Consider the following 14138-nt stretch of genomic DNA (forward strand, 5'->3'; position numbering starts at 1 on the left):
GACGCTTGAGGCGATTTCCCCTAGAATGAACCTCTTCACATGCGATGCCCTCAAGGGCGGGGCGTACAGGTCAGGAGAAAAGCATGTTTCACGGCGGGCTGCTGGTCGCAGTATCACTCCTCTATATTGCAGTGCTGTTTGGTATTGCGTGGTACGGTGACCGGCGCGCACGTACCCATGGCGCCAGCCGCCGGCGCCCCATTATTTATAGCCTCGCGCTGGCCATTTACTGCACTTCCTGGACCTTCTACGGCGCGGTTGGCCAAGCGGCCACTGCCGGCTGGTCATTTGCGAGTATCTTCGTCGGCCCGATTCTGACATTTCTGCTGTTTTGGCCGGTATTGGTCAAAATGATCCGCGTCGCCAAGCATCAAAACGTCACCTCAATTGCCGACTTTATTGCTTCCCGATATGGTAAAACCCAGTCTCTGGCGGCCTTTGCCAGCCTTGTCGCCCTCATTGGCACCCTGCCCTATATCGCTCTTCAGCTTAAGGCCGTATCAACAACATTCAGCGTACTCACCGATGCCACCGACCTGACCCACACCCCCCTGTTCGGTGACACCGCCTTCTATGTGGCCATCGTGATGGCCATTTTTGCCATCCTGTTTGGCACACGCCATACCGATGCCACCGAGCACCACGAAGGGTTAATACATGCGGTTGCCTTCGAGTCATTGGTAAAGCTACTCGCCTTTGTAATACTCGGCGCCTTTGTCACCTGGGGAATGTTCGATGGCCTTAGTGAATTGATGGGCCACGCAGAAAGTCAGTTGGAGCTACAACGCCAACTTACCCACCAGGATTTTGGCCAAAGTTTCTGGGCGCAGACCCTACTGGCCATGCTGGCTATTCTTTGTCTACCCCGCCAGTTTCATGTTGCCGTTGTGGAAAACATACACCCCGACGATGCCACCAAAGCACGCTGGCTATTTCCACTCTACTTACTCGCCATCGCGTTTTTTGTGGTGCCCATGGCGGCGGCGGGGCTGCTGCTATTTTCTGATAGCGGAGTGGAACCCGACACCTATGTTCTAGCACTTTCAATGGCATCGGGGCAGCAGTGGTTAACGCTATTGACCTTTATTGGTGGATTCTCTGCGGCTACCGGTATGGTCATCGTCGCAGCAGTGGCGGTTTCCATTATGATCTGCAACGAGATCGTGATCCCCGCCCTGTTCAGGTTGCGCTGGTTTGATACCAAAGCCCGTGACTATGGCCGTTTTGTTTTACGGGCGCGTCGTTTAACCATCGTCGCGGTATTGGCCATGGCCTATGGCTTCTACCAGATGATCGCTGAGTTTACCTCTCTGGCCTCCATTGGCATGCTCTCCTTTGCAGCGGCAGCCCAGTTTGCACCAGCACTGATAGGCGGGCTGTACTGGAAGCGCGGTAACCGTCTGGGCGTTATTGTCGGCATGAATGCAGGCTTTGGGATCTGGGCCTACAGCTTACTGATGCCCGCCATGATCAATGCCGGGGTTCTTCCCCTGGAGTGGCTGGCAGGCGGCCCACTGGGGCTTGCCTGGCTTACACCCACCGCACTCTTTGGCCTGAATCTTGGCGACGCCTTCACCCATGGCGTTATGCTCTCCCTGGGCATTAACCTGTTCTGTTATATCTTTGTTTCACAGATTACGTCTCAGCGTGTCGTGGAGCGTATTCAGGCATCGCTGTTTGTGGATAGCGTCGAAACCCGCCAAACCTCGGTGAACCGCCCCTGGACGGGAGCGACCACAGTGGGTGACTTAAAGGTGTTGTGTGAACGCTTCCTGGGGGCTGGACAGGTGGACAGGGCCTTTGAGGATTATGCCCGCCGTGCAGGCAAACCTTTGGACAACAGCACTCGTGCCTCCATTGATGTCATCCAGTTTACCGAACGCTTTCTAGCCTCCGTATTAGGGGCATCCTCTGCACGCATTGTAGTCAACTCAGCCCTTCAGGGCCGCGGGATCGGCATTTCTGATGTCATCTCCATTGTCGATGAAGCCTCCCAGGTACTGGAGTTTAACCGCGCCTTGCTACAGGCCACGATCGAAAACATCAACCAGGGTATTAGCGTGGTTGACCAGAATTTACGCTTGGTGGTCTGGAACCAGCGTTATTTAGAGCTCTTCCGCTTTCCAGACCACCTGATCCGGGTGGGCGCTCCGATAGATCGCATCTTCCGCTATAACGCCCATAATGGTGAATATGGCCCTGGCGACCCGGAAGAGCACGTACAGCTTCTGCTGGATAACATCCGTGACGGGCAGCCTCACCGCTACGTGCGTTATCGCCAGGATGGCAGCGTGCTGGAAGTACAGGGCAACCCCATGCCCGGTGGTGGGTTTGTCTATACCTATCAGGACATTACCCAGCAAAAGCGCATTGAAGAGGCGCTGATTCGCTCTGAGAACAATATCCGCATCTACACGGATAACGTGCCCGCGTTGATCGCTTACTTCGATAAAGAGTGCCGCTATCTATTTACCAACCGGGCCTATGAGCAGGCGTTCAATATTGATCGTAATGCCGTCATTGGGCGACGTTTTGGAGACGTGCTGCCGGTCAAACAGACCGAAGAGCGCCAGCCATGGGTACAACGTACCCTGGCAGGCGAGCGGGTCAGCTTCGAGGTCTCCATGCGGGTTAATGACGCCATGCGCTATATGCTGGTCACCTATACACCGCACTTTGGCGATAGCCAGTCGATTTTAGGCTTTTTCGCACTTTATCAGGATATCACCGAACGTCGTCAGGCGGAGATCGCCCTAAAAGAGACCAATGAAACCCTTGAGGAGCGGGTACGTGAACGTACCCAGGAACTCTCGGAAGCCAACGCCGCTCTACGCCAGGAGAACCGGGTACGTGCCGAAGCCGAGCAGGCCCTGCGCCAGGCCAAGCAATTGGCTGAAGATGCCAATGCTTCAAAAACACGCTTTTTGGCTGCCGCCAGCCATGACCTGCTACAACCACTTAATGCTGCACGGCTGTTCACTTCAGCGTTAATGCAAAATGTCACCACCAGCGACACACAACGAACCATCGGCCATATCGATAACTCGCTTCAAGCAGCAGAGGAGCTGCTGAGTACGCTGTTGGATATTTCCAAACTGGATGCCGGAGCACTCACACCACGCCGTAGCCACTTCGCCCTGGCGGATATTTTTCTCCCGCTACGCGCAGAATTTGACGTGATGGCCGATGACCGCGGGCTTGACTTAGTGGTTGTACCGACCCGGCAGTGGGTTGATTCAGATCCCCAGATGCTGCGCCGAATTGTGCAGAACTTTCTCTCCAATGCAATTCGCTATACCCAGGAGGGCCGTGTGCTATTAGGCTGCCGCCGCCAGGGTGAGCGGCTCTCTATTGAGGTCTGGGACAGCGGCCCCGGTATTCCGGAATCGAAACTAACGGAAATTTTTCAGGAGTTTCGTCGGTTGGATCAGGTCTCCCGTCATAAAGAGAGCGAAAAAGGACTGGGGTTGGGCCTTTCCATTGCGGATCGAATGAGCAGGGTACTCGACCACCCGATCAAGGTACGCTCCTGGGAAGGCATCGGCACCGTGTTTGCGGTCAGTGTGCCCATTGTGGCAGCCCGGGAAACCATCGTGGCGGATAACGAGCCACAAAGCCGCCGCAGTGGCAATAAGCTGACAGGCACCTGCATTGTGTGTATCGACAACGAAACGCTCATTCTAGAGGGTATGTCCGCCATGTTAAGTGGCTGGGGCTGCGAGGTATTTACTGCCACCAGCATTGGTGGGGCCAAATCAATTCTGCGCAATATGGATAGTGACCCCGATGCGATCCTGGCGGATTATCATTTGGATAATGAGGTCACGGGGCTTATGGCGCTGGAAGCCCTGAGCGAACGCTTAACCCACGCCGTGCCGGGCATCGTCATTACCGCCGACCGTACAGAGGTCGTGGCCGAAGAGGTAAAACGTGCAGGGTATCAATTACTGTTAAAGCCTGTTAAACCAGCGGCACTGCGCGCGCTGCTCACCCGTACACTACAGGCTAGCCGGGCCAATTCCTAAGACGACAGCTCCCTATAGGCCACCACAGCATCAACAACAACGCCGCGCTTATGTTGCCATAAGCGCGGCGTCCGGTAGCCACTTACCACGTGCTTACGACTCGACTTTGGGTGGCTCCACTTCCAGTTTTTGTGCTGCAATCACGGCCTGGGTGCGCGAGTGAACACCCAACTTACGCAAAATAGCGGTGACATGGGCTTTAATCGTCGCTTCAGAGACATTTAACTCATAGGCGATCTGCTTGTTTAGCAACCCTTCTGTCAGCATGTTGAGTACCCGAAACTGCTGCGGCGTCAGTGATGCAATGGCCTCAGCAAACCGCGACTCCTCTTCGCTGGTCTCTTCCAGGACATTCGCCAACGCTTCAGGCAGCCACACTTCGCCCTGTAAAATCTCCCCCACCGCTTCAGCAATAAGCTGCAACGAAGAGGATTTGGGGATAAAGCCAGATGCACCATAGTCGATTGCACGACGTACCACGTAGGGTTCATCGCTTCCCGATACCACTGCTACCGGAATATCAGGCATCTGGCCACGCAGTTGGATCAATCCAGAGAAGCCATGTGCTCCAGGCATATGTAAATCCAACAAAATCAAGTCCGCATCGGGATGACGGTTTACGACCTCAGTGGTGGCTTCCATGGTGTCGGCTTCAACAATCTCAGCCTGGGGTGCCAACTGACGCAACGCTTGGGTGAGCGCTGCACGAAACAGTGGATGGTCGTCAGCGACGATAAACTTATGGGCTACTGCCATGGATATTCCTCCGGTTCCTCGAGCAGCGGGGTTGCCTGCCGCCGCGACGCTAGGCTCATACGGTTGAAGCATGGTACCCCATGGGCTTCATCATGCCCAAGCGTCACATGCACAATTTGTCATCAATAGGTCATCCGACTGAAAACAGCAGTGCCGGCTCCACGGCCGGCACTATAACGGATCAGCAGTATTTGACTGATTCAACATAGCAAACGCTGGCTGCCCGTCATTGAACACTATGCCCCTGCGGCGTACCGCAAGAGGCATATCAGACTACTGATTGGCACGGTGTTCAATCAGGTCATCTACCACCGAGGGGTCTGCCAGTGTACTGGTATCGCCAAGGCCGTCACACTCATTGGCAGCAATCTTGCGCAAAATACGGCGCATGATTTTACCCGAACGTGTTTTTGGAAGGCCAGGCGCCCACTGGATCACATCCGGTGAGGCAATGGGACCAATATCTTTGCGAACCCACTGGGTTAGCTCTTTTTTCAGTTCCTCCGATGAATCTATACCATCATTAAGAGTAACGTAGATGTAGATACCTTGCCCTTTAATATCGTGGGGAAAGCCTACAACAGCGGCCTCAGCAACTGCAGAGTGAGCGACCAGGGACGACTCAATTTCTGCCGTACCCATGCGATGGCCGGAAACATTAAGTACGTCGTCAACGCGGCCAGTGATCCAGTAATAGCCATCCTCATCACGGCGGCAACCGTCACCGGTAAAGTACATGCCGTCGTAGGTGGAGAAGTAGGTTTGGACAAAGCGCTCATGGTCGCCCCAGATTGAGCGTGCCTGGCCAGGCCAGGAGTCCAGAATCACCAGATTGCCTTCGGTGGCGCCCTCCAGTTGATGGCCTTCGTTATCCACCAGCGCAGGCTTCACACCAAAGAAAGGCGTGGTAGCAGAGCCAGGCTTAAGATCAGTGGCACCTGGCAGCGGTGCAATCATGATGCCACCGGTCTCGGTCTGCCACCAGGTATCGACGATGGGGCATTTTTCGTTACCGATCACCCGATAGAACCACTCCCATGCTTCCGGATTGATCGGTTCCCCCACCGACCCCAACAGACGCAGGGAGTCGCGTTTGCTGGAGTTCATCACATCGTCGCCATGAGCCATTAGCGCCCGCACCGCAGTGGGAGCCGTATAGAGAATATTGACGTTGTGTTTATCGACAATATCACCCATACGGCCATGGGTGGGATAGCTTGGCACCCCTTCAAACATCACGGTTGTAGCACCATTGGCAAGCGGGCCATACACGATGTAGCTGTGGCCGGTTACCCAGCCAACATCTGCTGTACACCAATATATTTCGCCCTCTTGATAGTCGAAAATATAGCGGTGCGTCATCGCTGCATAGGTCAAATAGCCACCGGTGGTGTGTTTCAGGCCTTTAGGAGCACCGGTGGAGCCGGAGGTATAGAGAATAAAGAGCGGGTCTTCGGCCCCCATGGCTTCCGCAGGGCATTCGGTAGACTGTTGGTCGACCAATTCGTCAAACCAGATATCGCGCCCTTCCTGCCATTCGATATCGCCGCCGGTACGCTTCACCACCAGAACATTTTTACATACATCCGTACCATCACGGGTCAGGGCTGAGTCAACATTCTCTTTCAGAGGCACATGCTTGCCCCCACGCACCGACTCATCGGCGGTAATCACCAATCTGGAGTCGGCACCAATTACCCGCTGGGCCACCGCATCCGGAGAGAATCCCCCAAAGACAACAGAGTGAACAGCCCCGATACGGGAGCAGGCCAGCATCGCCATGGCTGCCTCAGGAATCATCGGCATATACAGCGTAACGGTATCGCCTTTACCAATACCCAGCGATTTGAGCGCATTGGCTAGCTGGTTGGTACGCTCATATAGTTCCCGGTAGGTGATATGCTTTGAGTCATTGGGGTTGTCTCCTTCCCAAATGATAGCGGTTTGATTACCACGCTTTTCTAAATGGCGGTCCAGGCAGTTAGCGCTAACATTAAGCTGACCATCTTCGAACCAGCGGATATCGACATTATCACTCGCAAAGGACGTGTTCTTGATCTTGGTGGGCACTTTGATCCAGTCGAGGCGCCTGGCCTGCTCAGCCCAGAAGCCTTCCGGGTCCTCCATCGACTGCTGATACATTGCCGCATACTTATCTTTATCGGCCCACGCGCTGGCGGCGATGCTATCGCGCACCGGATAGACGTTCTTATGCTCGCTCATGGAATTGCCTCTGTCCGTGAAAATGCACTCTCTGGAAAAGGTAGCCGGTATTATTATTGGTCGCACCGACGCGGTTAACATTTACCTAGCATAAACCTCCGGGAAGCAGCTTCCCTTTAGACATTGGTATTAACATTTTTAGCATATAAAACAAAAACTTAAATCACCATCACGGTTCAACGAAAGCAGTGTAGACCAAGGTCTGACCACAATGGCGACAACGATAACGGCGCCCTTTCACCACCAGAGCATGGCGTTTGGCAGTGAAGCCATGAGTTTGGCAGCCGCAGCGATAACGGTAGGGGCGGGGCTGAGACTGCTGAATATCAAAACGGTGTGTCACCCTGGGAGCCAAACCAAACAAACCACGCATAACAGACTGCCATTCCCGTCCATGAGGCTTTAGGCGTGGGCCATTGTCCAAATGAAATACCAGCCAGTGAGCCATTTCATGGGGGATAACATCATCAAAAAAGGCGCTACGATTGGCGCTTAACAATACCGGATTAAAACGCAAACCACCGCGCCCTAAATGGGCCTGCCCTGCCGACGCCCCTTTCAGGTCAAACCAGACGTTAGGCGCGGGCAGCTCCGGGTAAACCTCGTGGCAGCGGGCCAGAGCTTCGTTTACCCGTTTAAGAACTGCCTGATGCAGATCCGTAGACGACAGGCTCGTCAGGCACTCAGTCGGCCAGGAGGGAAGTGGCAAGGTCTTCATTAGTGATAAACTGACCATTAATAATGTTGCGAACGATTGTTACCGATCCGCACCTGTTTCTCAAAGATGACTTTTAAAGACGAGGCTCCCAATGGCAGAGCGCCATCACATGCCAGCAGCAAATTCGCCTGATAATTCACCGCCCCAGCCGCTGCTTGAAGATGAACAGCTTGATAGGCTGGATGACTTTCTGGATTCCGACCAAGTGGGTGAAGATGCTCTTGACCTCATTTCGGCCCATGGGTTTCTAGTGGCACTGGCAGTTGCCCCCAGCGAGCTCTCCCCCACCCAGTGGCTGGCGGAGCTGTTTCAAGGTGAGCCCACCTACCGGGATGATGCCGAACGAAATGACATCATCCACCTGCTGACCCTGTTGCGGGATAACGCAGTGGCCGTTCTCGAACAGGGTGGCCTGCCTGAGCTTCCCTTTGAGCTAACCCTGGATGGCCTGCCCTCAGAAGAAACGCCTATTGGCGACTGGTGTGCTGGCTTTATGGAAGGTGTCTTCAGCGACGAGAGCGCCTGGTTCCAGGATGATGAGGAAGCCGCCGCCACCCTGCTACTGCCCTTTATGCTGCTCTCGGGGCTATTCGATGATGAGCCAGACATGGCGGAGATGGCCAAGGATCAAGCCAGCCAGGAAGCCTTCGTGGCTCAGTTGCCTGAACTGGTGCTGGACCTCTACCTTCACTACCGTGTCCCACCTGAAACACCGAAACCCAAACCACGCAAAAAAACGCCAGCCAAAGGTAAAAAGCGCAAATAACCTTTGCGGTGCTGTAACTCCGTGGTCAATCGCTTCCCCGTAACAGGGCAGCAAGCTATTTCAACGGCTATTTAAGGCGGGTAACCATACCGTCCAGCACCCCGTAGACCCACTCCTTGGCGCGCTGCCCCCAGGGCCGCGCTGCCCAGGCAGCAGCATCCACTTCCTGGCTGGCAGCAAAATTACGCTCAAACAGCGCGCGTACCTCCTCCGCCACGGCAGCAGATGCCACCTCCTGATTGGCTTCCAGATTCCAGTGCAGATTCCAGTGGTCAAAGTTGCATGACCCAATGCTAACCCAATCATCAACCAAGACAAATTTGGCGTGAATAAAGGTGGGCTGAAACTCAAAAATCCGCACCCCTGCTTTCAGCATCGACTGGTAAAAACGCTGCCCGGCGTAGCGCACACCAGGATGGTCATGCTTTCTACCGGGCAGCAGCAGGCGCACATCAACACCACGCCGTGCCGCCCGGACAAGCCGACGGCGTAGCGAAAAGGTCGGCACAAAATAGGGGGTGCATAGCCACAACCGTTCGTTTGCTTGACTGACCCGACCATAAAGCGAATGGCGTATGGCCTGATAGCGATACCCTCTGGCCGACATCACCCGACCGCTGACACCATCGGGATAACAGGCTGGCATACGTTGGGCAATCAACACCGCTTTACCTGGATTACCTGCCGCTGCGCGGGTTAACCGCGAACGCCACAGACGGCGAAATAGTCGTTCCCAATCGGCAACCACGGGGCCTTCAATGCGTATGGCTATTTCATACCAGGCATCCAGAAACTCATCCACCGCCCCAAAGCCACCCGTAAAGGCAATTTCGCCATCAACCACTACAATTTTGCGGTGATCACGGCTTAAGTTACGCGCCAGTGAATGAAAGCCAATGGGATTGAACAACCGTAGCTCAATACCCGCCAGTTGTAGCCGGGAGCGCTCCTCTCGTCCCAGCCCCATGGCGCCATAACCATCCAGAAGAAGGTAAACTTTTACTCCCCGTTGGACTGCATCGATAAGGGCATCACAGACCTGGTCGGCGAGCTTACCGGACTCCATTAAATAGAGCTCGACCATAATATAGTGCCGAGCCTGGCTGACCGCTTCCACCATGGCGGGTAGGAAGCGCGCGGCTTCCGGCAGCAGGGTAACGCGGTTTCCTTCTCGCCACTCATGCTGCATACAGGCTCCTTATCCAGTAGACGTCATCGTTCAACGGGTTAACGAACGATGCACGTAGAGATCGTAACGGCTCGTTTTGCCTTCCAGGGTATGCTGAGGGGCAGGCCCGGCAATCGGCGGTGCCTTGCGCGGACGCTTAACCACCACGCGGTGGGTCGCCACATCCAAGGCGGCCTCCAGTAAGCGTGGCGCATCGTTATCATCTCCGGCCAGCTCACGGAACAGGCGCATCTCTTTTTTAACTAGCGCGGATTTTTCCCGGTGGGGAAACATCGGGTCGAGATGAACCACTTGGGGGTCAACGCCAGCCTCAGCCACCAGCGCGGCAAGTGCTTGTGACGCATCCCCATGGCATAAGGTCATTCGGGAGATAATCGCTGCCGTATCCTCCGCCTGCCCGGCACGGCGCAGTCCGTCCTGCAGTAACGCAGCAATCACTGCGACACGCTCAATCAATAGCACCCGTGCGCCGAGGCTTGCCAAGACAAAGGCATCTCGCCCTAACCCGGCGGTGGCGTCCACTACACTTGGGGTTATACCTTTGGCAAGACCACAGGCTTTAGCCACCAATTGGCCACGCCCCCCGCCGAATTGACGACGGTGAGCGGCCTTACCTGTCACAAAATCCACGCTGAGAGGCTTGCCATACTGCTGTTCATCCCCAACAAGCGCCAGTTGGCCAGCCACATAAGATAACCGCAGCCCTGTCGGTAACAGCAAGGTTTCAGGTTGATTCAGCGACTCATTCTGCATCATGCAGGCTTTTTCCAGGCCACATCGTTACGCAGGTAAACAGGTTGCACATGATGGGCCGCCTGCCCTAACCCCGCTTCAAAATCACGCAGGCCGAGCCAGGCCATCTCTTCTGCCCTGGGCTCAAGATCGGTAAGGTGCTGGGTCATTCCCGCATGCACACCGGCATTGAACTGCTCCCACAGGGAAAACCCTGAGCCCACTCCCACCCAGTCGGCTTCATCGGCGGGCAAGCGTAAGGCGGCAGGGGGTAAAACCGCTTCGTCACTCTGCTGGCTTAGCGCATCGTTTAAACAGTGCCATGTAGCCACATAGATCTCACCCATACGGGCATCCAATGCCGTTACGATGTGCCTGAAATGGTATCGCCGGTGAGCCTGCAAGGCCAATGCCTCCAGCGTTGAAATACCTACGAGGGGGCAGTCCAGCCCAAATGCCAGCCCCTGGGCAGTACCTGCTGCAATACGCAATCCTGTAAATGACCCAGGACCACGGCCAAATGCCACGGCATCAAGCTGTTGGGGGGTAATTTGTGCCTCAGCCAGTATTTCATCCACCATCGGCATTAACCGCTGGGTATGGGCACGGGGGGTCAGCTCGAAGTGCGCCAGACACTCCCGCTGCTCGCCATCCTGGCGTAACAATGCCACTGAGCAGGCACTGGAGGAGGCGTCCAGCGCAAGAAGGTGTAATGACATAGCGGATTCGTACTCATTAGAAATAGATGGGCATTATACCTTTGTACGCCTCCAACGACGATGGCCCGCAATGCGGGCCATCCGATCCAGGCAGGAGACGCTTAATTCAGTGCTTCTTTCACCTGCCGGGTAATATCGGCAACGCTGCCTACCCCTTCAACCCGGTGGTACTTCGGCGCAGTCTGCGGGTCCTCTTGGGCCCACTGCTGGTAGTAGTTAACCAGCGGTGCGGTCTGGTCATGATAGACCGCCAGGCGATTACGCACGGTGGATTCCTGGTCGTCTTCGCGCTGAATCAGCGCTTCACCCGTGACATCATCTATTCCCGGCTCTTTGGGTGGATTATGCTCCACATGGTAAACGCGCCCTGAGGCCGGGTGAACGCGGCGCCCAGCCAGTCGACTGACGATCTCTTCATCCGGAACAGCGATTTCCAGCACATGATCCAACTTCACTCCGCCTTCTTTCATCGCATCGGCCTGGGGAATCGTGCGGGGAAAACCATCGAACAAAAAGCCATTTTCGCAATCAGGCTGGCTGATGCGCTCTTTGACCAAATCGATGATGATGTCGTCTGACACCAGCCCACCGCTATTCATGATCTCTTTTACTTTTAGTCCCAGCTCTGTGCCATCCTTGATCGCCGCGCGCAGCATATCCCCGGTGGAGATTTGGGGAATCTTGAACTGCTCGCAAATAAACTGAGCCTGAGTCCCCTTCCCCGCGCCGGGGGCACCCAACAGGATTAAACGCATGGCACTGCTCCTTGAATGAAAGAAAGAAATAAACCGAATCAATAAATCGACAATAACCGTGCCGTTCAGGCGACACAACTCTCCAAAAGCCTGAAAGCACGTTTTTTTGATATTTTTTTAAGCGAAAACAGCAAAGTGGCGCCACCTTGTACTTTGGTCACCCTCTGCACCACACTAAACACAAGCGGCGCCCTTATGGGCGCCGCTTGTGACTTCATCCGTTTGCGATTACAGCAGTAAACGCCGGATATCGGTCAGTACCTCGGCCAGGAAGGCCGTAAAGCGTGCAGCATCGGCACCGTTAATTGCGCGGTGGTCGTAGGAGAGCGACAACGGCATCATAAGGCGCGGCTGGAAGGTACTACCATCCCATACCGGCTTCATCTGCGCCTTGGATACCCCAAGAATCGCGACTTCAGGTGCATTAACGATAGGCGTGAAGGCTGTACCACCAATCGAGCCCAGGCTCGAAATAGTGAAACAACCACCCGTCATCTCGTCACGCTTGAGCTTCTTGGTTTGCGCTTTCTTACCGAGTTCCGCCATTTCCCTGGCAATCTCAATCAGCGATTTTTTATCCGCATCACGCAGTACCGGCACCATCAGGCCATCGGGTGTATCCACGGCAATGCCGATATGGACATAGTGCTTCCATACCAATGTTTCACCGTCACCCTTCAAGCTGACATTGAACTGCGGGAACTTACGCAGCGCAAAGGCACAGGCTTTTACCAGGAACGGCAACGGCGTCAGCTTCGCTCCCTGGGCTTCGGCTTCCGCCTTCATGGCCTTACGGAAGCTCTCAAGTTCGGTAATATCCGCTTCGTCAAACTGAGTAACGTGGGGTACGTTAAGCCAGCTGCGATGCAGGTTGGTCGCGCCCATTTTGAGCAGGCGCCCCATTGGCTTCTCTTCGACGTCACCAAACTGGCTGAAATCAACCTCCGGTATGGCGGGAATGCCTGCGCCACCAGTAGCTGCTGGTGCAGCACCGCCCTGCGCTTTACCCTGCCCCGCAATGGCTTGCTTCACATAAGCCTGCACGTCCTCTTTGAGCACGCGCTCTTTCGGGCCACTGGGCTTCACAAGGCCAAGATCCACCCCTAGCTCACGAGCCAGCATACGCACTGCGGGGCCTGCGTGTACCAGCTTTCCATCACGCGGCTTATGAGCAGCCATTTGCGCTTCAGGGCTGGGCGTGCCACCAGAGGCAGTTGCGGCACCGCTCTGCTCTGCTTTCCTGGCAGCCGTTTTCTCAGGGGCAGCCTGCTGCGGTGCGGCTTTCTTCTTCGCACCACCGCTGGCAGCCACTTCGATGTAGCCAATCACGTCACCTTCGGAGACGGTGTCACCCTCTTTGACGGTAAGCTCCAGAAGCTTGCCTTTATAGGGGCTGGGCACGTCCATTGAGGCTTTGTCGGACTCCAGGGTGATCAGCGGGTCTTCAACATTAACGTCGTCACCGGCAGCCACACCAATTTCAATGACCGGTACATCAGAAGAGCCCGACAGATCCGGCACGCGGATCTCTTTGCGTTCTGGCTCACCGTTACCGGTCTCTTCTTCGTCGCTATCACCTTCGGGCTCGCTGGTGGGAGCGGCAGCCGCTTCCTGAGTGGGAGCGGTGTCTTCAGCAGCATCACCGTCGCCGGAGATTTCCATCTGGCCAATAACATCGCCTTCAGACACTGTATCGCCCTCTTTCACCGAGAGTGACACAATTTTGCCGCCATGAGGGCTGGGCACATCCATGGATGCTTTATCGGACTCAAGCGTGATCAGCGTATCTTCAACCTCAACTTCATCGCCTTCACTCACCGCGACTTCAATAATTTCAACGCTGTCAGACCCGCCCAGGTCGGGCACTTTAATATCAATGGTCTGCTTGCCGCCAGAGGCCTTTTGGGGAGCGGGTTTGGAGGGCTCTTCCTCTGTTTCCTGCTCTTGAGCCGGTGTCTCGTCTTCGGTGCTATCCGACGACTCCGCACTGGCTTCATCGCTTTCGCCCCCACTTTCGACTTCCAGCTCAACGATATCGTCCCCTTCAGAGACCGTATCGCCTTCTTTCACCAACACTTTGATCACCTTACCACCTTTCGGGGCTGGTACATCCATGCTGGCTTTATCAGATTCCAGAGTGATCAGGGTGTCTTCCGCTTCGATGACGTCGCCTTCTGACACCGCAATCTCGATGATTTCGACATCGGTATCACCACCGATATCGGGAACTTTGATGATTTCGCTACTCAAGGTCG

10 protein-coding genes are annotated in these 14138 nt (G+C 55.2%); 2 read left to right on the top strand and 8 right to left on the bottom strand.

Annotated elements, in window-relative coordinates; genetic code table 11:
* Nucleotides 1–83: 83 nt before the first annotated feature.
* Nucleotides 84–4025, top strand: coding sequence for a hybrid sensor histidine kinase/response regulator (locus tag HP566_RS16515; RefSeq protein WP_249978378.1), 3942 nt, complete (start codon nt 84–86; stop codon nt 4023–4025).
* Nucleotides 4026–4118: 93 nt separating this feature from the next.
* Here the strand turns inward: HP566_RS16515 and HP566_RS16520 are convergent, their stop codons facing one another.
* From HP566_RS16520 to HP566_RS16530, 3 genes are all read right to left on the bottom strand, one after another.
* Nucleotides 4119–4781, bottom strand: coding sequence for a LuxR C-terminal-related transcriptional regulator (locus HP566_RS16520; RefSeq protein WP_016916171.1), 663 nt, complete (start codon nt 4779–4781; stop codon nt 4119–4121).
* 273 nt (nt 4782–5054) lie between these two features.
* The gene (gene acs / locus HP566_RS16525) at nt 5055–7004 is read right to left on the bottom strand and encodes an acetate--CoA ligase (RefSeq protein ID WP_249978379.1); all 1950 of its coding nucleotides are present in this window, start codon (nt 7002–7004) and stop codon (nt 5055–5057) included.
* A gap of 169 nt (nt 7005–7173) precedes the next feature.
* Nucleotides 7174–7722: a SprT-like domain-containing protein gene (locus HP566_RS16530; RefSeq protein WP_249978381.1), complete on the bottom strand. Its 549-nt coding sequence runs from the start codon at nt 7720–7722 to the stop codon at nt 7174–7176.
* A gap of 91 nt (nt 7723–7813) precedes the next feature.
* On the opposite strand from HP566_RS16530, the gene HP566_RS16535 reads away from it, so the two are divergent.
* Nucleotides 7814–8488, top strand: a complete 675-nt coding sequence (locus HP566_RS16535) for a YecA family protein (RefSeq protein WP_249978383.1) — start codon at nt 7814–7816, stop codon at nt 8486–8488.
* Between the two features lie 67 nt (nt 8489–8555).
* Here the strand turns inward: HP566_RS16535 and HP566_RS16540 are convergent, their stop codons facing one another.
* From HP566_RS16540 to aceF, 5 genes are all read right to left on the bottom strand, one after another.
* Nucleotides 8556–9677: a phospholipase D-like domain-containing protein gene (locus tag HP566_RS16540; RefSeq protein ID WP_249978384.1), complete on the bottom strand. Its 1122-nt coding sequence runs from the start codon at nt 9675–9677 to the stop codon at nt 8556–8558.
* Between the two features lie 30 nt (nt 9678–9707).
* Nucleotides 9708–10433 (bottom strand): class I SAM-dependent methyltransferase, encoded by a 726-nt coding sequence (locus tag HP566_RS16545; protein WP_249978385.1) that lies wholly within the window; start codon nt 10431–10433, stop codon nt 9708–9710.
* The gene (gene tsaB, locus HP566_RS16550; protein WP_249978386.1) at nt 10430–11128 is read right to left on the bottom strand and encodes a tRNA (adenosine(37)-N6)-threonylcarbamoyltransferase complex dimerization subunit type 1 TsaB; all 699 of its coding nucleotides are present in this window, start codon (nt 11126–11128) and stop codon (nt 10430–10432) included. The genes HP566_RS16545 and tsaB overlap by 4 nt, the downstream gene beginning before the upstream one ends.
* Before the next feature lie 101 nt (nt 11129–11229).
* Nucleotides 11230–11883, bottom strand: coding sequence for an adenylate kinase (adk, locus tag HP566_RS16555; protein ID WP_249978387.1), 654 nt, complete (start codon nt 11881–11883; stop codon nt 11230–11232).
* Between the two features lie 228 nt (nt 11884–12111).
* A complete protein-coding gene (aceF, locus tag HP566_RS16560) occupies nt 12112–14133 on the bottom strand; it encodes a pyruvate dehydrogenase complex dihydrolipoyllysine-residue acetyltransferase (RefSeq protein ID WP_249978388.1) in 2022 nt (673 codons plus the stop codon).
* Nucleotides 14134–14138: the final 5 nt, after the last annotated feature.

Source organism: Vreelandella olivaria (assembly GCF_023507745.1).
GTDB lineage: Bacteria > Pseudomonadota > Gammaproteobacteria > Pseudomonadales > Halomonadaceae > Vreelandella > Vreelandella olivaria_A.